The sequence below is a fragment of the Thiobacillus sp. genome (assembly GCF_013693775.1).
GTDB lineage: Bacteria > Pseudomonadota > Gammaproteobacteria > Burkholderiales > Thiobacillaceae > Thiobacillus.
Genome location: NZ_CP059257.1, coordinates 3,214,410 through 3,234,012 on the forward strand (window position 1 = coordinate 3,214,410; position 19,603 = coordinate 3,234,012).

Consider the following 19,603-nt stretch of genomic DNA (forward strand, 5'->3'; position numbering starts at 1 on the left):
ACAGGCTACAGGATCGTTTGATTGATGAGCGAACTGGAACAACGCATAGGCATCGAACAGGTAAGAGTGGGGCTATACATCCGGCTGGACTCCTGGACGGATCATCCCTTTCTTTTCAGCAGCTTCAAGATTCGCAGCGAAAAACAAGTGCAGCAGTTGCGTTCCCTCGGGATTTCGCATGTGCTCTACGACCGTAGCAAGNNAGTGATTCGATCCCCTGCCGCCGCCCAAGGCGAGCGCGCCCCACCGCCTCCCTCGCCGCCCGATCCGGAAATGGAGGCGATGTGGGCAGAAAAACGGAAACGGCGGGAACAGCTTTCGCGCCAGCGCGAGGCACTGGGGCGCTGCGAACGGCAATTTGCTGCCGGAGCTTCAACCGTCAAGTCGTTGTTGCGCAACCTNTTTTCCCGCCCGGATGAATCGGTGCAGCAGGCGCAGGCGCTGGTGTCGGATATGGTGGACTCGATGCTGGCAGACAAGGACGTTGCGCTGCATCTGGTGAATACCAAGGCGGGGGACGAAAACGCGTACTACCATGCCCTCAATGTCACGATGCTGTCGCTGGTGCTGGCCAAGGAAGCGCAACTGGGCGCCGAAGAAATGCGCGCGCTGGGACTCGGTACGCTGCTGCACGATATCGGCAGGGANAAAATCCCCAGCCAGATTCTCCTGAATAAAGCCCCCTGGACGAAAGCCGAACTCAGTTTCTACCAGCAGCACGTGGCGTATGGCGTCGGCATGGCGCAACGTCTGCCGGGCATGCCTGCCGCTGCGCTGGACGTCATCGCCATGCATCATGAACTGCTCGACGGCAGCGGCTATCCGGGCAGGCTCGCAGGCGAGCAGATCGGACGGTTGGCCCGCATTGCCTGCATTGCCAATGCCTTCGACCATTACTGCAACCGCATCAATCCGACGGAGTCCATGACGCCTGCCGAAGCCATTGCCTTCATGTTCAAGAAGGAACCGGGTAAATACGATCCGGTCTTGCTGCAGCTGTTCGTTCGCTGCATGGGGATCTATCCGCCCGGTAGCGTCGTGCAGTTGAACAACGGTCAGATCGGCCTGATCATGAGCGTCAACCCGGGCCGGCTCTTGCATCCTTCGTTATTGATCTACGATCCCGATGTGCCCAAGGAAGAAGCCTTGTGGCTGGACATGCGCGAAGCGCCCGAACTTTCCGTGGTCAAAACCCTGCGGCCTGCGGAACTGGATATGGCGGTGATCGCCTACCTCGACCCACGCACCCGCATCAGCTATTTCACCGAAAACAGCCTGTCGAACAATCGGCCGGTTTAAGGTGCCCGCTCTTCGGGTCTGCCTCGCGTTGCCTTTCAGACAACGGATATTCCTCAGCGCAGCAGTTTTTCTTCAGCTTGAGGCGCATGTACAGCAGCACGATGACCGCGACGGCACCCAGCAGGATGAGGGTGATGATATGGAGATTGCCGCGGATCGCCTGTTCGTTGTGTCCCAGGGTATACCCCAGTACGGCCAGGATGGTGACCCAGATTCCGGCACCGAGGCTGGTGTAGAAACTGAACACGGCGAGATTCATGCGCGCCAGCCCCGCCGGCAACGAGATGTACTGACGCACTGCGGGGATCAGGCGGCCGGTGAAGGTGGAAATATGGCCATGCCGGGCGAAGAAATCTTCCATCCGCTGCAAGGTGTGTTCCTTGATCAGTACGTATTTTCCGTAGCGCTGCAGAAAGGGCCGTCCCAGTTTCAACGCGAGCCAGTAATTGAATAGCGCGCCAGTAAGACTCCCGGCAATGCCGGTCAGGATGGCCAGCGCGAGGTTCATCTCGCCTTTGTAGGCGAGGTAGCCGGCAGGAATCATCACCACTTCGCTGGGGAACGGGAAGAAACTCGATTCCAGCGCCATCATGAGGAAGATGCCGGGATAGCCCCAGGCACCGACGGTGTTGACGATGGTCTGAATGATTTCGTTGAGCATGTCTGGTGAGCGGGAAGCGGGAAGCGGGAAGCGGGAAGCGGGAAGCGGGAAGCGGGAAGCGGGAAGCGGGGAGCGGTTTACGTCTCACAGCTCCCCGCTCACTGCTCACACTACCGCTTCTTCCTTCTTTCCACCGGCTTGATGAAGTGCTCGCGCTTGACGCCGAACATCAGCAGCAGCGGCGAGGCGACCAGCACCGAGGAATAGATGCCGAACATGATGCCGATGGTGAGCGCCAGCGCGAAGTTGTGCAGCGCCTCGCCACCGAAGAACAGCATCGACAGCACCATGATCTGGGTCGAGCCATGGGTAATGATGGTGCGGCTCATGGTGCGGGTGATGGCGTCGTCGATGATCTCCGGGATGGTCGCGCCGCGCATCTTGCGGATGTTCTCGCGGATCCGGTCGAACACCACCACCGACTCGTTGACCGAGTAGCCCAGGATCGCCAGCACGCCGGCCAGCACGGTGAGGGTGAATTCCCACTGGAAGAACGCGAACACGCCGAGGATGATGACGATGTCGTGCATGTTGGCGAGCATCCCCGCCACCGCAAAGCGCCATTCGAAGCGGATCGCCAGATAGGCCATGATGCCGAAGGCGACCACCAGCAGCGCCAGGGCGCCGTTGTCGTAGAGTTCCTTGCCAACCTGCGGGCCGACGAAGTCGACGCGCTTCAATTCGAGCCCGGGATTGGTGGCCGTCAGTGCGGCCATCACGCGGTTGCTGGTTTCCGCGGCATTGCTGTCACCTTTGTTGGGCAGGCGGATCAGGACGTCATGGCTGGTTCCGAAAGTCTGCACCGATACTTCGATCAGGCCGGTTTTTCCAGTACCGTCCGGATGGCCGGCAAATCAGCGGGCTGGCTGGTACGCACTTCCATGACGGTGCCGCCCGTGAAGTCCACGCCCAGATTCAGGCCCTTGTCCCACAGCGCCCAGATCGCAAAGAGAAAGGTGAGAAGCGAAATCGCCGTCGTCACCTTCCCCAGCTCATGAAGGGGATGTTCTTCTTGAAGGGGAAAAATTCCAGCATGGCGTTGCCCTTAGATGGAGACCTTGGCCAGCCGCGCCTGGCGGCCATAGGTGAGATTGACCATGGCGCGCGACACGGTGACGGCGCTGAACATGGAGGTCAGGATGCCCAGACACAGGACGACCGCAAAGCCGCGCACCGGGCCGGAACCCAGCCAGAACAGGGCGACGCCGGCGATCAGTGTGGTGAGGTTGGAGTCGAGAATGGTGCCCCAGGCGCGGTCGTAGCCGGCGTGGATCGCAGCCTGTGGCGTGGCGCCGTTGCGCAGTTCCTCGCGGATGCGCTCGTTGATCAGTACGTTGGCGTCGATCGCCATGCCGAGCGTAAGCGCGATACCGGCCAGGCCGGGCAGGGTCAGTGTGGCTTGCAACATCGACAGCAGGGCGACCAGGAAAAAGCCGTTGACCGCGAGCGCGATCGAGGAGAACAACCCGAAGATGCGGTAGTAGACCACCATGAACACCGTGACGGCGAGGAAGCCCCACAGGTTGGAGTGGAAGCCCTTGCTGATGTTTTCCGCGCCCATGCTCGGGCCGACGGTGCGTTCCTCCACGATCTGCATCGGTGCGGCCAGCGCGCCGGCGCGCAGCAGCAGGGCGACGTCGGAGGCTTCCTGGGCGGATTCCATGCCGGTGATCTGCACGCGCCCGCCGCCGATTTCCTCGCGAATGACCGGCGACGTGATGGCCTCGGCCACACCTTTCTCGATCAGCAGGATGGCCATGCGCTTGCCGACGTTTTCGCGCGTCACATCCTTGAAGATGCGTGCGCCCTTGCCATCCAGGTTGATGTGGACGGCCGCCTGGCCGCTGGTGCTTTCAAAGCCGGGCGAAGCATCGGTGATCGAGTCGCCGGTCAGCACCACGTCCTTCTTCACGGCGATTTTCCCGCCGTCGCGGCTGGATACGATGTCGTCGCCAAACGGGGTTTGCCCCTGCTGGATGGCGGTCGGGTCGGCCTGTTCGTCGACCATGCGGATTTCCAGCGTGGCCGTGCGGCCCAGAATGTCTTTGGCCTTGGCGGTGTCCTGCACGCCTGGAAGCTGTACCACGACGCGGCTGGCGCCCTGCTGCTGGATGACGGGCTCGGCCACGCCGAGTTCGTTGACGCGGTTTCTGAGCGTGGTGATGTTCTGCTGCAGGGCAAATTCCTGCACCTGGGTTTCGGCCTGCGGTTTCAGGCGCGCGGTCAGGGTGAAGCCCTCGGCCTGGTCATCGGTGGTGAAGGCGAGGTCGGTGAATGTGGTTCCCAGCTTGCTGATGGCCGCATCGCGCTGGTCACGGGTGGCAAAGTGTACGGTCACGGCGTTGCCTTCGCGGCTGATGCGACCGTAGCGGATCTTGTCACCGCGCAGCTCGGTGCGGAAATCGTTCTGGTAGCGGATGGCCGCTTTTTCCAGCGCGGCTTTCATGTCGACCTCGAGCAGGAAATGCACGCCGCCGCGCAAATCCAGGCCCAGATACATCGGCAGCGCGTGTATCGTCGACAGCCATGCAGGCGAAGCCGATACCAGGTTGAGCGCGACGGTATAGCGTTCCCCCAGGCTGTTCTGCAGCACGTCCTTGGCCTTGATCTGCTGGTCGGTACTGGCCAGGCGGACCTTGATGCTGTTTCCCGCCAGTTCCACTCCCTGATAGCCCAGATTGGCGGCCTTCAGCGAGGATTCCACCTGGCCCAGCAATGCCGTGTCGACCTTTTCGGTCGTGCGGACGGGGGAAATCTGCACCGCGGGTACTTCGCCGAAGAAATTGGGCAGGGTATAGAGGAAGGCGATCACCAGCGTAATGCCGATGAGTACATATTTCCAGAGCGGGAAGCGGTTCATTTTGCTTACGGGTTAGGCGTTAGGGGAGGGGGTGAGGTGGGGAGCGACGGTGGGCACAAGATGCCTGACGCCTCACCCCTTTCGCTTCACAGACCCTTGATCGTGCCCTTGGGCAGCAGCGTCTGCACCGATTGCTTCTGTACGTGAGTGACGACACCGTCGGCGATTTCCAGGGATACATATTGATCGCCGAGTTTGACGATCTTGCCGACCTGGCCGCTGGCGGTGACGACTTCGTCGCCCTTGGCCAGTTCCGTCAGCATTTTCTTCTGCTCCTTGGCGCGCTTCATCTGCGGACGGATCAACATGAACCAGAACAGGATGAAGATGATGATGAGCGGGAGGAACTGCTCAAACCCCGGGTTGGCTGCGGCGGCGGCTTGTGCGTGGGCGAGTGAAATCATGGGTAAAAGCTCCGAATCAAGGCAGTTCAGTTAAAACCATGGGATTCTACCATCCACGCGTTTGCATCTCATGAAACCGTGCCGTGAAGTCGGCAAAGCGCTTGGCCTCGATCGCGGCGCGCATCCCGGCCATCAGCCGGTGGTAGTAATGCAGATTGTGGATCGTCGCCAGACGCGCGCCGAGGATTTCGCCGGCACGGATCAGATGGTGCACATAGGCGCGGCTGAAGTGGCGGCAGGTATGACAGTCGCATTCGTCATCGATCGGCGCAGTGTCGGTCTTCCAGCGCGCGTTGCGGATGCGCATCTCGCCGCGCCGGGTGAACAGGATGCCGTGGCGCGCATTGCGCGTCGGCAGCACGCAGTCGAACTGGTCGATGCCCTGCGCCACTGCGGCAACCAGATCGGACGGCGTGCCGACGCCCATCAGATAACGCGGCTTGTCGGCTGGAAGCTGCGGTGCGGTGTGGGCGAGGATGCGTGTCATGTCGTCCTTGGGTTCGCCCACCGACAGCCCACCAATGGCGTAGCCGTCGAAATCCATATCAATGAGTTCGCGCGCCGATTCGTCGCGCAGGCTCTCGTACATGCCGCCCTGGACGATGCCATAGAGCGCGTTGGGGTTGCCGGCGTGCGCCGTCTTCGAACGTGCCGCCCAGCGCAGCGAGAGCCGCATCGAATCGGCGGCTTCGCGTTCGGTGGCCGGGTAGGGCGTACATTCGTCGAAGATCATCACGATGTCGGAATTCAGCGTGCGCTGGATCTGCATCGAGATTTCCGGCGTCAGGAACAGCTTGTCGCCGTTGATCGGCGAAGCGAACTTCACGCCGTCCTCGGTGATCTTGCGCAGTTTGCCCAGGCTGAACACCTGGAAGCCGCCCGAATCGGTGAGGATGGGTCTGTCCCAGCCCATGAAGCGGTGCAGCCCGCCGAAGCGTTCGATCACGTCCAGTCCGGGCCGCAACCACAGGTGGAAGGTGTTGGACAACACCATCTGAAAACCGATGTCGGTGAGTTCAGACGGCGACATCGCCTTGACCGTGCCGTAAGTGCCCACCGGCATGAACACGGGCGTCTGCACGGTGCCGTGCGCGAGTTGGAGCTGGCCGCGGCGCGCGCCGCCGTCGGTGGTGAGGAGGTCAAATTTCATGCNGGGAGCGGACTTCTCTAGAAACATCGCGTCGCCATAGCTGAAGAAGCGGTAGCGCTCGGCAATGGCGTGGGCGTAGGCGGCGCGGATGGTGTCCACGCCGGCAAACGCCGAGACCAGCATCAGCAGCGTGGATTTGGGCAAATGGAAATTGGTGATGAGCGTGTCGACCACCTTGAATCGATAGCCCGGCGTGATGAAGATGTCGGTCTCGCCGGAGCCCGCGTGCAATTTTCCGGACTGCGCGGCCGCCTCCAGCGCGCGCAGGCTGGTGGTGCCCACCGCCACCACGCGGCCGCCGCGTGCGTGCGTCTCGCGGATCGCATCGACCGTGGCCTGCGGGATCGTGTAGCGCTCGCTGTGCATCCTGTGGTCGGCGACGTCGTCCACGCGCACCGGCTGGAAGGTCCCGGCGCCCACGTGCAGCGTCACCCGCGCCGTGCGGATGCCTTGTTGCTTGAGCGTATCCAGCATCGCGTCGTCGAAATGCAGTCCGGCCGTCGGCGCGGCCACCGCACCCGGCTCGTCGGCGTACACGGTCTGATAGCGCGCCTCGTCGTCCGCTGTCGGCGTATGTTCGATGTAGGGCGGCAGCGGCAACCGGCCGAACTGGTCCAGTACCTCCAGCACCGGGCGCGGAAAGCGCAGCTGCGTCAGGTCGTCCTGCCGTGCCAGCACCTCAAGGACGGTGTCTTCGGAAAGTTGGATGTGCGAACCCGGCTTCGGCGCGTGGCTGGCGCGGATGAAGGCCAGCGCCTCGAATTCGCCCACGACCCGTTCCACCAGCAGTTCGACCTTGCCGCCGGAGTCCTTCTGGCCGAACAGCCGCGCCTTGATCACGCGCGTATCGTTCATCACCAGCAGGTCGTCCGGCCGCAGCAACGTTGGCAGCTCGCTGAACCAGCGGTCATGCAGCGTGCCGGATGTCTCGACGTGCAGCAGCCGGCTGCCGCCGCGTACCGCGGGCGGAAACTGGGCAATCAGGTCGGCAGGGAGATCGAAATCGAAATCGGCAACACGCATGGGGCGCGATTATAACGGTCGCCTTGCGGCAGGCTGCCCGATTCGGCGATAATGCGCGGCTTCTGTCGCCGGACGCGTTCGCGCCCGGCCCCTTTGCCGGGATGGCGGAATCGGTAGACGCAGCGGATTCAAAATCCGCCGCTGGAAACAGTGTGGGGTTCGAGTCCCCCTCCCGGCACCAATGACTTCTACCATTATTTCCGTCTTGGCGCCTGTAGATGCAGCGGGGACATTGGCAGGAATCTGTTGCTAGTGGAATGGTTTCTCAAGCGCATCCAAGACGGGTGCGCAAACGTAAAAACGCCCCCACTGGCGCCCGCTGACCTCCTTGAGGATCTTCTTTTCCTCCAGCACGCTGATGGCGGCTTTCGCTGTGGGATGGGTCTTGTTGAGCACCTTGGCTCCGCGGCCTATGGTCATGTACGGATTGACGAAAAGTTCGTCGATCAGGCCAAGGGCATTCGGCTTGTCTCGCAATTGGCTTCGGTATTGCTCCCGCAGGCGGTGTAGTTCCTTTGACTGCTGTCCGGCCTCGGTGGCGATTTCTGTCACGCCTTGGAGAANAAATCGTATCCAAGGTACCCAGTCGCCGTGTGTACGTACGCGCTGCAACAGATCGTAATAGTCCCCCTTGTGGGCGTCGATGAACGCGGAGAGGTAAAGCAAGGGCTCTGACAATCGCCCTCTCTGCATGAGGAAGAAGGTAATCAGCAGACGCCCGACACGTCCATTCCCATCGAGAAAAGGGTGGATGGTTTCAAACTGGACGTGCATCATCGCGCACTGGATTAGGTCGGGTATCACGTCTTGTGAATGCAGAAAATTTTCCCAGTTCCCCAGGCAGTCCATCAACACTTCAACCGGCGGCGGGACAAATGCCGCAGTCATCGGTGTGCTCCCGGCTGGCCCAATCCAGTTCTGTGATCGCCGAAATTCGCCTGGGGTCGCTTTTTCTCCCCGAACGCCGTCCATGAGCTCGGCGTGAATTTCCCGGATGAGTCTGAGCGAGAGCGGTAGTGTTTCCAGTCGCTGGACGCCAAACTCCAACGCTCGGACGTAGTTGCGAACTTCCTTGACGTCGTCGCTGGGCGCTCTTGCTTGGCCGTCTTCAATCTCATCGAGCAGGAGGTCAGAAAGGCTGGCCTTTGTGCCTTCGATGCGGGACGATAGAACCGCCTCCCGCTTGATGTAGGGCGAAATTAACAGGTGAGGGTTCGGTAACTGGCCGCCAAGGCCTGATAGTTCTGAGAGTGCCGCGTCGGCTTTTGAGAGCGCCAGGGCGAGCGGCATATCGAAGTTGATAGGCGGTGGCAACGGGTTCGGCACAAAAGCCAGGTAGCCCTGAGNGGTATCTACCACTCGGCCGCTTGCCGTGTCAGCAAAGTCTTTTCGATTCATTGGATTAGAGACGAGAGCCCAGAATATTTTCAAACCATTGTAGGCTTTGAAAGAAATTGGTCAATTTCTTTCAAAGCCCTTTGGAGTTTGAAAATTCTTTGTTCCGACAACTTCTACAATTTGTGAGGAGCCAACGTAAAGATGCGGTTTTCCGCAGGCTGAAAAAATGCCCTTTGTAGAAGGGCATTTTGCTAGTGACTTGTTTTAATTAGCTTCCCGCCCAGCTTCAAAATCCGCCGGTGGTAACACTGTGGGGTTCGAGTCCCCCTCCCGGCACCAATATAAAATACGCGTGGTTTGGTTGTGTAGCGTTCCTGGACTCCAGGGCTTTTCCGTATTGGCGCTTTCAATACCTCGCCTTCCGTACAGCACAGGACACGGTCGAGTACCCCAATCGCGGGTCGCCGTGAAAATCGTACGGCCTGCTGCTGCCCCCAAAAAATTTCGCCGCTTCGGGAATAAATCCCGCCCCATTTCTGTTTACCCACATGACAAGCGTATCCACGTGTGATGGCACGGGATCAATCCGTCTTGATCGTTGCGCCTTTAGGGCGCGATGCGTGCTCACGCCCAGGGCCTAGCCACTTTGGGCGATTCTCGCTGCAAGGCAGCGCCGCCGACTTCCACACGAGGACGACCCGGACATGGCAAAGAGAATTTTAGGCTGGATGCCGTTGGCAGCGGCTTTGATCACCTCGCAGGGGCTTGGAAGCGGAGAGGGCGTGGCGGCGCATGCGGTGGACATTGCCGACGAGGTCACCGTGAATATCGCACGCGTTGCCGACGGCAAGGCTCTCCAGGTAGGCGTGGCGCTGGTGCTGCCGATAAAGCATGAGGTGGTCTGGGACGTGTTGAACGATTACGAGAACATGCCCCGCTTCGTTCCAGACATTCTTGCCACCCGTCTGATCAGTGCCGGAGCCGGGAGAAAACGCGTGGAGATCGACGGTGTGGCACGACTCCTGTTCCTCGAATACCCCACTCGCACGACCCTGGATGTGATGTATCCNCCCGATGGATCCATTACCATCGACTCGGTGGCAGGCAACCTGGCTATCCACGGTGTCGTGCGGGTGCGTGGCAACGAAACATACACCCGGGTCGATTATCAGGTCCGGATGACACCGGATTTCTGGCTGCCGCCGCTGATCGGCGATTTCTTGATCAGCCGCCAGATCAAGCGTCAGTTCGAGGGAATGGTGTCGGAGATGCATCGGCGGGCGGACAACCGTCCAATGGAGGGTCGCGCCCCTGGTGAAGTAAGGCTCGGCAGTATCCAGTCGGCTTGGGGCAATTTATGGTTCGCCGATTCAAAATCGGAAACGCGGAATTTAGCGAAGGGCCAACGAACCGCCGGACCTTGAAGGAGGCGCCATGCATCTGAAGAAGATCCTGACTTTGCTTTCCAGCACAGCTGCCGCGATAACGCTGCTGAGCTGCACCGTCATATCGCCCACTACTTCGCCAACGAGTGGAGCGTCGCTCACCCAGAGCGACCGCCAAACGGAATTGAAAGCCGAATATTCCGCGTTGAATGGCGCGAGTGGGAAAGTCTTCACCCTCGATCCGGGCCAGTCGACGGTTCGAATCTATGTGTTCCGTGGCGGCCGGGCTGCCGCAGCGGGACACAATCATGTCCTTTCCGCACCCCGGTTCGTCGGGTTCTTTTACCTGTCGGCCACCGGAGCGGCAAACGGACGATTTGACCTGGCATTCCGTCTCGACCAACTGGAGATCGACAACCCGAAGTACCGGTCGGCCCTCGGCATCGCCTTCCCGTCCATTCTGTCNCCCGAGGCCATAAGAGGGGCGCGTGAGCACATGCTGGGTGTGAACAACCTGCAAGCCGACAAATTCCCCTTTGTCCGCGTGCATTCGCTTCAGATCACCGGGGAATCCCCCAAATTTGCCGCCAAGGTGCAGATCGAGATGCACGGCCAGCAGCGCGCGATGTGGATTCCTCTTACTGTTGAAGGCTTGCCGGAGCACCTCGTGGTCGCGGGATCATTCGTACTGCGTCAAACCGATTTTGGGGTGCAACCCTACTCGGTATTGGGTGGGTTTCTCGCCGTGCAGGATGAGGTCGTGGTCGAATTCAAATTGCTGGGCGACCGAGGGCCACCGTGAATCGCCTAGAACGCTGTAAAGACCTTTGAGTCGAGCTTGTGCGTTAGGTTTGGCCGAGTCAGGGACAGTGGGGTGACTGGTGATCGGCCATTACTGACTTTTGGGCTAACCGGATTCGACGTCAGCAATGTGTCGGACTGCTGACCGTGGGGATTAGAGCAGCCGAACGTTCGCTTCCGAGCCGACGAACTCAAACTATCGACCCGTTGCTACTCTTGGCGAACTGCATCTATCCGGCAAGCAATTTACGAGACGAATTACTTCAAATATCTCGTCACGGATATTCAGCGTTCCACCTACACGTTCGGTGGGTGCCTAGCGCGGTTTCTTGGCGTTTATTTTTTGTACTTCCTGTTGAAAATGCGCACTCAACTTTTTCAACTCCATGGTGATAGCTTCCGCACGAACCGGGTCAGCCGGTTCTGGCTTATTGCTCCCGTTCTTGTACATGGACGGCATTTCCAATGATTCCGCAATTAGTTCACTCATGCGTCTGGCATCCTGCAATAAAGGAAGGCGTGGATCATTGGGCTGAAGGGATACCCGGGATAAATCCATTAGCACTTTTCTATACATTGGCGCATAGACCATCCTGCTTTTATCGTCGCTCTCGCGTTCAGTCTCCTTGCCGGCCTTTACATCCAGTTGATCTTGCTGGAGAGCCTTGGCGGCAGCTAAAAATCCATCCATGCCCCGCACGAATGCGGCTTGGCCATCAGCGGCTTTCCTCTGATCAAAGGTGGCTCGCGGTGCGATTGCAGTCAAGCCGGTAGTTGCCACAAATACGACGGTGATACCTGCAATTGCCTTGCGCTGAAAGTGTCGGACAAAGTGTTCCATGTCGAAACGCTCTGGCAAAAGGTAAGCGAGCAGGCATCCGCCTATTAGCCCTCCCACGTGGGCCGCATTATCAATGCCCTGTTTCGCAAAGCCGTTCAGCAGGTTAAAAGCAATAAATATGGCGATACCGCCGATGGATTGCTTTCCAATTGTTTTAGGCAGTTTGTCCTTGTGCTGGTGCATACCGACCATCATTGCACCCGCGATACCGAATATCGCCCCAGAAGCGCCGACAGATACGACATGCTGGGCACCGTAATTCAGGCTCAAGGCGCTGCCTATCAGGCCTGATCCAAAATAGATCAGGGTAAACAGGCGATGACCATATATCCGTTCTACGGTAATGCCTATGCTAACCAGGCCAATCATGTTCATGAGCAGGTGGTTAAACCCGCTATGCAGAAACATTGCCGTGAGCAGGCGCCACCATTCGCCTTTTTGAACCTCGGAAGCTGCGTTACCTCCCCATCCTATTAATTTGTCCGGAGGCGAATTATTGAAACCCGCTCCGTTCAGGAACGTAAAAATCCACACCGTGACATTGACGGCAACAAGCAGGTAGGTAAGCCAAGGAATGGGCGCAAACGCCTTGAGACGTTCCTGAAATTCTTGTTCTTCAGCCAATGGGTTTTGAACTTCGGTGTGCGATAGCCCTCTTGCAGCACGAGAATGCTGTAAACATTCGTTGATTGCATCCACCATATTCTTCTGATCTTCCGACGCAAAGGAACTGAGAGGAATAGTGGGGCGACTGTCATTTCTTCCCGTCCAAAAATTACGTTTGTCAGATCGGCCGGGATTTGTGCATAACTGAAGTTCCAGAAGCCTGGAATTCTGGATCGATTTGACCGATAAGTTGGCAACTTCTGCCCAGGGAAATTTCTTGATTTTCCCGCCGAAGAGTGGCGACTCGATCTCATCGAGGGTCAATACGACGTGGGGCTGATCAGTCTTCAGCTTGCGGCGCATCATGAAATCAATCGGAACGAAAATGATTGACCAAATAGCCAGCGAAATGAGCAGGTTAGTTGTGTTTCCTTTGGCACTAATAGCCACGATCACTACCCCCAGTAGCGCCCCGAGCCATAGGCTCACTCGTGCCTTGCCCAAATGGCTATTTTTGGAGGAGTAGTATTTTTGGGGAAGCTCTCCGAGGTTTGATCGAAATTCACCAGCACTTCCTCATGGGTTTAATACATCAATAATGTCAACTTCAACAGCAAGCTAGGCGATGTCCTCAAGTTGAGTCCCCTTTGCGTCGGGCTGCAAGTCCGACACATCAGGATCAAATGGAGATCAGCTTTGGATTTGGGCCGTAATCGTTCGAGCCTTCCTTGCTATCGAGGAGCATGAAGACAAGCAGCACGATGGCTCCGATGAAGGGAACAAGAAGGATAAAGAACCACCANNGCGCGCTGCGCCCAATGTCATGAAGCCGCCGCACCGTTATCGAGAGGTTGGGGATCAGCGTTGCCAGGGAATTAAAGTCCCCCAGCAACCCCATCCCGGCCGATTTACCGTATGACCTTGTGAGTAGATCCGCACCCAGGAGCGCTATGCCGATGCCTAGGTTGAACAGAANAAACTTCCAGTATTTCTTGCGCCGCGAGCGGCCGCTGAAATCGAAATACTTCTGCCATGCCATCAAATACCAATCCATGGATTCCTGCCTCCCTTCCCCGCTTTGTTGTCTTGGACAGTCCGCTGCGCAGGGTCCGGCAGACTGTCATCACGAATTACCTTAGGATTGTTCCGTACGGGAAGATTTAGTTTGTTGGCGATTCGCCTCTAGTGGGCCTTTTTCTTCCCTTCACTGACGGAAAACTGAAGCGACAGCAATTTTAGTGTGATCCGCTTAGAGATTCATATACAACTTTAGTTGTATATAGGGTGATCAGATCAACCGTGACGACCTAGGAAGAGAGACAAAATCCGCAGCGTCAGGAATCTGCGCGAAACCGGTCGTTTAAGTGGGTCAACGCCATCGGCAGCTAAGGCCGAGAACCAGACAGCATGGAAGAAAGCTTGAATACTGAAACCTCGGGTTTCGTACTCCCGGATTTACCCGCCTGCGGTTTTTAACGCTTGTGAGATGCCTTAGTTAGCAGCGCGCGCTTGATGCTCCAGTATGCGGGTTTCGCATGACCGGATGCATCGAATAGCAGCGCCGCACCCTGGCCGGGAAAGAATTCCGGTATCCACGAATAACGATCGGTCGTCCCCCAGGTGGAGAAGCTGCGGCACTGCGGTACGGCCAGGCAGGCCTGCAGCATGGCGCCATCCAGCACAGCCTGTTTCCTGAGAGCCGCGCGCCTCGCTGGCAGAGGCAGCATGACGTCCATTTCGGTGATGTCGGTCTGCAGCCCGAGCGCGGCCAGGCGCTTCATGTTGATGCGCACGTCCTCGGGGCGTGGCGCGTCGTTCAGGCTCACGTGCATCTGCAGGCCCACGGAATCGATCGGCACGCGGTGCGTGCGCAGGTCGGCCATCAGCGTGTAGATGCCGTCCGATTTGGCGCCGGCGCCTTCGCCGCCATAGTCGTTGTAGCGCAGACGCGCCTGCGGGTCGGCCGCGTGCGCCCAGCGGAATGCCAGCGCCAGATAGTCCGGGCCGATGCCGCGCGACCAGAAGGTCTCGCGCGGCTTGCCGTCTTCGTCGACCGCTTCGGCCGCCACGTCCCATGTGGCCACGCGTCCGCGATAGCGGGCGACGACGGTCTGGATGTGCTCGCGCAGGATGGCCTTCAGTTCGTCGGAGCTGAAATGGCCCTGCGTCAGCCAGTCCGGCAGTTGCTGGTCCCACACCAGCACATGGCCGTTCACCTGCATGGCGTGCGCTTCGGCGAATGCGACGAGGGCATCCGCCTGTGTGAAGTCGAAGCGGCCGCGTTCGGGCTGGATGACGGAGAATTTCATCGCGTTCTCCGGCGTGACGAGGTCGAACTCGCGCGCCAGCAGTTTGGAATAGGCGGCGTCCGTGCCCAGGGCCTCGACGTTCACGGCGGTGCCGAAGCGGATTCCGGCCGTGTGCGCCAGGTTGCGCATGCCGTCGGCGGCAAAGGCGAAGGTGGCCGTGGTGTACGCGACGGCGGCCGTGATCGCCATGAGGGTGATGCGCCAGGGCATGTCAGTAGCCGCGCAAGGCGGCGGCTCCGGCCCATTGCGTGACGAAGCCCGGGACGGGCGGCGGCAGGNACGGCCGCAGGCCGGCCTGACGGGCCCAGCCTTCGAGCCAGGATTCGCCTTGTGCGCCGTTGGTCCCCAGGGGGNAGGTGTAGGCGGGATCTTTGAGCGCGTCGTCCAGCGTGACGAAGCGGTAGCCCCGCTGCCTGAGCATGTCGGCGAGCGCGTCGAAGTGATCCGCGTTGAGCGAATTGGCGTGCAGCACCAGCACGTGGGCGATCGGGCGGCCGAACAGGTCGAGCGCCAGCTGCTCGGCCTGCGCGAACACCGTCTGCATGTAGGGCACGTAGGCGGCGCCGATGCGGCGTGCCGCGTCCTCGTCGCCTTGCGCCTGCGCCCGGGCATACGCAGCGGCGAACACCCATTCCGGGCTGTTCACGGTCACGGGGGCCACGACATAGCCGTGCGCCGCCAGGAAATCCCCGAAGGCCGCGCGTACTTCGGGAGTTGTCCCCTGATGCAGGAACGGATGGCGGAACCAGCGCAGGGTCTTGCCTTCGCGCTGCATGAGGGGCCGGGCCACGGTTTCGCCCTGCAGCAGATCGGCCTCGAACGTGTCGAGCGGTACCTGGTTGAGCGAGAGGTGCGAAAACGTGTGGTTGCCGAGTTCGAAGCCAGCCCGGAGCCATGCGCGCAGCAGGCCGATCCGAACCGCATCCGGGGCGCCGTCGCGGGCCAGCTTCGACTCGTTGACGAAACCGACCGCGGGTACGTGATCGGCCTGCAGGCTGTGCAGCAGGCGGGTGGTCATGTCTTCGAGATAGCCGTCGTCCTCGGTCGGAACCGAGGCAAAGGGCAGATCGTCGAAGGTGACCGCCACCGTGCGGTCCGGCGGCAGCGGCGCGGCCGACGCGGCGAAGGGGAGCAGGCAGAGAAGGAGAAGCAGCCAGCGTGTCATGTTGCCCAGGAACGACGCATGCCGGAGAGGATCGCCTTGCCTGACGCGACTTAGAAACGGCGCGTCAGGCCGAGTTCGAACGTGCGCGAGCGGTAGCCCGCCGTGGGGCCGCCGCCATAGCTGGAAAAGCCGGCCTTCACGTCGAGGAACCAGTCGCGGTACAGGCCGAAGAAGCCTTCCGCCACGATGTCGCCGCCGCTACGGAAGCCGGATTGGGTGTTGTCCTTGTAGGGGCCGTAGCTGATGGCCACGCTCACGCCGTCGTCGTCGCTGATCTTCCAGTAGGTGAAGGCGGTCAGTGCGTAGCGTTGATAGAGGGAAGGGGCGTAGTAGCCGTTGCCCGGGTCCTGGTCGAAACCGAACCAGCGGCCACTTACGCCGAGGTCCAGGTTCAGGCGCTGCGTGCGCAGGATGGCTCGGCGCGGTGCAAGCTCGGCCTCCCAGCGGTCGTTGCCGTCGGAAAAGGTGTCGTAGGCGAGGCGACTGGCGACGGTATAGCGAAGGTCGGNGGTCCAGGTCGCGTCGAGGGTGTTGGCGTGGCGTTCGATGCCGAGCGCCGCGGCGCGGGGCGACACGGCAAACAAGTCCTGGCGGCGCGACAGCCGCAGGGCCAGCTCGTCCGTCGGCTGCAGGTCGGCGCCGAGTTCGTAGATGAAGCGGCTGTCGCCCGTGGCCGTGCCGCCGCCGACCTGCGCGTCGAGCGTCAGCCTGGGCGAAATGCGGTGCTGGACGCCCAGCCAGGCACGGTTGTAGCCGACGGTGGTGCCGCCGTCCGGCCTGGCATAGGGGCTGCCGGTTTTCGTATTGATCGATTGGCGGTCGGTTCCGCCGAACAGGCGGGTTTCGGGGTTGATCACGTATTCGCCCGCCAGTCCGGCGTGGCGGAGCGTGATGTTGTCGGAGGCCGACTCGTAGCCCAGATTGAGAGTGGCGTTGGACCGCTGCGGCGTGTAGATGAAGCGGGTCAGGTCGGCGGTTTCCTTGCTGTCCAGGCGCAGACGTGCGACGTCGGCAAGGCTCGCCAGCGCTTCGCGCGGGCGATGGGCGTAATGCAAGGCGATGGTGCGGGTGTAGCCCAGTTCGTAGTCGTCGCGCAGTTCCGGCTCGAGCGCCGCGATGAGGCCGAGGGTGGGCGTCGGCCGTTCCGCCCAGGCCAACACGCGCGCCTTCTGCTTGCGGTAGGCGAGGTTGTCGCCGAAGCGTGTCTTGTAATCTTCCAGCAGTTCCATCGCACGCGCGTAGTCGCCCAGTTCGGTGATGACGACGATGTATTCCATCGATGCGGCTGCCACGCCAGGCTGCCGGGAGAGATAGTCGCGATAGGCGCGTGCCGAGTCGTCAAGCTGGTTGCGCCAGTACTGCACGCGGGCGATGCCGAGGCGCGCGCCGGGATCGTCCGGCGCGATCGCGAGGATGCGCCGGTAGCTGTCCAGCGCCGTGCCGTAGTCGCTGCGCCAGGCGGCGATGTCGGCGCGGCTGCGCAGGTACTCGAGGTTGGTCGGGTCGAGCGCCACCGCGTGCTCGATGGCGTCCGCTGCCTCGCCGGCTTCCTGGTCAGTGGAGTAGCTCTGTGCCAGGCGGTAGAACAGGGCATGATCCTGCGGGGCGAGGCGGCTCGCCTCCTTGAGTGCGGACGACGCGGCCGCGGGATGGTTGCCCAACGCATAGAGATCGGCCATGCGCAGCCAGTATTCCTTGCTCGTGCCGAAGCGCTGGCGGTAGAGCGTGTCGTATTCCTGGACGGCCTGGGTGTCGCCGCGCTCGGCTTCCAGTTCCATGTACTCCAGCATCACGTCCTTGTCCTGCGGGCGCTGCGTCAGGTAGGCGCGATAGCGCGGCACGGCGGCGTCCTTCTTGCCGCTGCGCGCGTTGGCCCGGGCGAGACCGAGCAGGGCATCGGCATCCTGGGGCGTCGCGGCAAGGATGCGTTCGAAGCTGTCGGTCGCCACGGCGTAATAGCCGGTCCACAGGGCGATTTCGCCACGCGCGCGCAAGTAGGTCGGATTGCCCGGGTCGAGCTCGACGGCTTGCGCGATGGCGGCCAGTGCGCTCGGACCTTTCTGGATGACGGCATAGGCCTGCGAAAGCTTGTAGTGGAGGCGGGCGTCCATGGGCGCGTATTGCGTTGCCTCACGCAGGGCTTCGGCGGCTCCGGCGGGATCCTTGAGCTGAGTGGCGCGAATGTCGGCGATGCGTTCCCACAAATTCGCCTGCGCCGGGTTGGCTGCCAGCGCCCGTTGATAGATGCCTACTGCGTCGGTCCATTGACCCTGCATCTCGGCACGCAGGCCGGCGTCGGGGACGGGCTGCGCAGCCACGGGCAGCGATGCCGCCGCGAGACAGGCCAGAGCGAGGATCGGAAGCCATTTCATTTGCGCCACCGCCGGTTACGGAAGATCCACAGATCGGCGGCGAAGCGGCCGACCGTGATGAGATCGAACAGTAGCACGGCATAACGCAACGGCATCACCAGCAGGCTCTTGAAGAAATATTCCAGTCGATGTCCCTTGGCCACCGTGACCAGGATGCTGGTGCCGACGGCGGTTTCCGCAATGAGTGTGATCGCCAGCGGCTCCCACAGCTGCAGCAGAATCATGATCAGGAGCGCGGTCGGAAACGCCACTTTCTCGAACGCCGACATGAACAGCACCCAGCCGATCGGGCGGCCGTATTTGCGCGTGTAGTCGGCGCCAAAGGGCTGGCGGTACTGTTCGAAATGCACGCGTTTGTCGGCGTGGTTTCCTGTCACTTTGGCGGCTTCCTTCTTCTTGCGGCAGTAGCGCTTGAAGGCCTTGAACGGGCTGCGCATCAGGTCGTCGAAATAGTAGCAGCTCTGCAGGAAGGACGAGGACCACAGATAGATCTGCCCCGGCACCCGGCCGACTTCCGGTTCCTGCGAGCGGGCGTAGACGTCGGTCACCTGGATGTTGCGGTAGCCGTTGTCGTTCATGGCGAAGCCGATGAAGATGTCTTCCGAATTGGTGAGGTCATCGCCCAGGATCGGCTCATACCGGTCGAACACGATGGTCTTCAGCACGCTGCGGCGGTAGGCCACGGCGCATCCCACCGGATTGAGGATGCTGCCGAAGAAGGTTATCTGGCCCAGGTACACGAATTTCTGCAGGAAGTAATACAGCACGTCGCGGTACATGTTGGTGATGCCGCGCTGCAGGTGGTGGAACCAGCCCACCTTGGGATAGACGGTGGCTTCGGGATGGGATTTGAGAAAGGTTTGCAGTGCCTCGGTCTTCAGCATGGCGTGGCGGTCGCGGTCGCGCAGCGGCAACACGGTGCCGCAGGCACTGGCGATGCCGGCACCCTTGTAGAGCTCCTCGACCACGCGGTCGATGTAGTTGTCCGACTCCAGCACGGTGTCGCCGTCGAGAATGAATTCGACGTCGGAATCGAATTCGCGTGACTGGCGCTTCAGGGTCGGCGTCTTGCCGATCGAGTGCGCGCGCCGGATCGTGATCAGGTCCATGCCGTTGAGGGCACAGAAGGTCTGGGCATATTCGACCGTGCGATCGCGGCTGCCGTCGTCGATCAGGATGATGCGCGTGGGCTTGCGGGTCTGGCGCGCCAGCGCGGCCAGGCACAGGGGGATGTTGCTTTCCTCGTTGAAGGCGGGGATCACGACATCGACCGTGGCCTCGCGCCAATCCTCGGCCGGGTTGGGAAGGGTCTTGTCCGGTCCGTGGGCCAGGCCGATGAGGCTCAGTACCGTGTTCGGGCTGAGAATGAAATAAGGAGTCGTGGCCATG

General features: G+C 60.7%; 14 protein-coding genes, 1 tRNA gene and 2 pseudogenes. 4 read left to right on the forward strand and 13 right to left on the reverse strand.

Annotated features, from left to right (window positions below):
- The first annotated feature begins 24 nt into the window (after positions 1-24).
- Positions 25-1,299 (forward strand): HD-GYP domain-containing protein, encoded by a 1,275-nt coding sequence (locus HZY77_RS15925; protein WP_296816902.1) that lies wholly within the window; start codon positions 25-27, stop codon positions 1,297-1,299.
- Here HZY77_RS15925 and HZY77_RS15930 read toward each other — a convergent pair.
- The 6 genes and pseudogenes from HZY77_RS15930 to queA form a co-directional block, all read right to left on the reverse strand.
- Positions 1,262-1,960, reverse strand: coding sequence for a DedA family protein (locus HZY77_RS15930; protein ID WP_296816903.1), 699 nt, complete (start codon positions 1,958-1,960; stop codon positions 1,262-1,264). The genes HZY77_RS15925 and HZY77_RS15930 overlap by 38 nt on opposite strands.
- A 110-nt stretch (positions 1,961-2,070) precedes the next feature.
- A pseudogene (gene secF, locus HZY77_RS15935) lies at positions 2,071-2,995 on the reverse strand (protein translocase subunit SecF).
- 10 nt (positions 2,996-3,005) lie between these two features.
- Complete coding sequence (gene secD / locus HZY77_RS15940) at positions 3,006-4,820, reverse strand: protein translocase subunit SecD (RefSeq protein WP_296816906.1); 1,815 nt, start codon at positions 4,818-4,820, stop codon at positions 3,006-3,008.
- Positions 4,821-4,906: 86 nt separating this feature from the next.
- On the reverse strand, positions 4,907-5,224 hold the full coding sequence (gene yajC / locus HZY77_RS15945) for a preprotein translocase subunit YajC (protein ID WP_296633031.1): 318 nt from the start codon (positions 5,222-5,224) through the stop codon (positions 4,907-4,909).
- Between the two features lie 46 nt (positions 5,225-5,270).
- Complete coding sequence (gene tgt, locus HZY77_RS15950; protein WP_296820937.1) at positions 5,271-6,374, reverse strand: tRNA guanosine(34) transglycosylase Tgt; 1,104 nt, start codon at positions 6,372-6,374, stop codon at positions 5,271-5,273.
- A gap of 9 nt (positions 6,375-6,383) precedes the next feature.
- Positions 6,384-7,397 (reverse strand): annotated as a pseudogene (queA, locus tag HZY77_RS15955) (tRNA preQ1(34) S-adenosylmethionine ribosyltransferase-isomerase QueA); the annotation flags it as partial.
- Positions 7,398-7,492: 95 nt separating this feature from the next.
- Between queA and HZY77_RS15960 the strand changes: the two are divergent.
- A tRNA-Leu gene (locus HZY77_RS15960) sits at positions 7,493-7,578 on the forward strand.
- Between the two features lie 68 nt (positions 7,579-7,646).
- On the opposite strand, the gene HZY77_RS15965 is transcribed toward HZY77_RS15960, so the two are convergent.
- Positions 7,647-8,795, reverse strand: a complete 1,149-nt coding sequence (locus HZY77_RS15965) for a Fic family protein (protein WP_296816909.1) — start codon at positions 8,793-8,795, stop codon at positions 7,647-7,649.
- A gap of 644 nt (positions 8,796-9,439) precedes the next feature.
- Here HZY77_RS15965 and HZY77_RS15970 point away from each other — a divergent pair.
- Together HZY77_RS15970 and HZY77_RS15975 are read left to right on the forward strand one after the other, a co-directional pair.
- On the forward strand, positions 9,440-10,159 hold the full coding sequence (locus tag HZY77_RS15970) for an SRPBCC family protein (RefSeq protein WP_296816911.1): 720 nt from the start codon (positions 9,440-9,442) through the stop codon (positions 10,157-10,159).
- A 10-nt stretch (positions 10,160-10,169) separates the two neighbouring features.
- Complete coding sequence (locus HZY77_RS15975) at positions 10,170-10,922, forward strand: YceI family protein (protein WP_296816914.1); 753 nt, start codon at positions 10,170-10,172, stop codon at positions 10,920-10,922.
- A 315-nt stretch (positions 10,923-11,237) separates the two neighbouring features.
- On the opposite strand, the gene HZY77_RS15980 is transcribed toward HZY77_RS15975, so the two are convergent.
- From HZY77_RS15980 to HZY77_RS16005, 6 genes are all read right to left on the reverse strand, one after another.
- Positions 11,238-12,857: a rhomboid family intramembrane serine protease gene (locus tag HZY77_RS15980; RefSeq protein WP_296816917.1), complete on the reverse strand. Its 1,620-nt coding sequence runs from the start codon at positions 12,855-12,857 to the stop codon at positions 11,238-11,240.
- A 190-nt stretch (positions 12,858-13,047) separates the two neighbouring features.
- The gene (locus HZY77_RS15985; protein WP_296816920.1) at positions 13,048-13,422 is read right to left on the reverse strand and encodes a DUF805 domain-containing protein; all 375 of its coding nucleotides are present in this window, start codon (positions 13,420-13,422) and stop codon (positions 13,048-13,050) included.
- A 418-nt stretch (positions 13,423-13,840) separates the two neighbouring features.
- On the reverse strand, positions 13,841-14,887 hold the full coding sequence (locus HZY77_RS15990) for an endo-1,4-beta-xylanase (RefSeq protein WP_296816924.1): 1,047 nt from the start codon (positions 14,885-14,887) through the stop codon (positions 13,841-13,843).
- 1 nt (position 14,888) lies between these two features.
- A complete protein-coding gene (locus HZY77_RS15995) occupies positions 14,889-15,764 on the reverse strand; it encodes a polysaccharide deacetylase family protein (RefSeq protein ID WP_296816928.1) in 876 nt (291 codons plus the stop codon).
- A gap of 128 nt (positions 15,765-15,892) precedes the next feature.
- On the reverse strand, positions 15,893-18,214 hold the full coding sequence (locus HZY77_RS16000) for a tetratricopeptide repeat protein (protein WP_296816930.1): 2,322 nt from the start codon (positions 18,212-18,214) through the stop codon (positions 15,893-15,895).
- On the reverse strand, positions 18,211-19,602 hold the full coding sequence (locus HZY77_RS16005; protein ID WP_296816933.1) for a glycosyltransferase family 2 protein: 1,392 nt from the start codon (positions 19,600-19,602) through the stop codon (positions 18,211-18,213). The genes HZY77_RS16000 and HZY77_RS16005 overlap by 4 nt, the downstream gene beginning before the upstream one ends.
- Position 19,603: the final 1 nt, after the last annotated feature.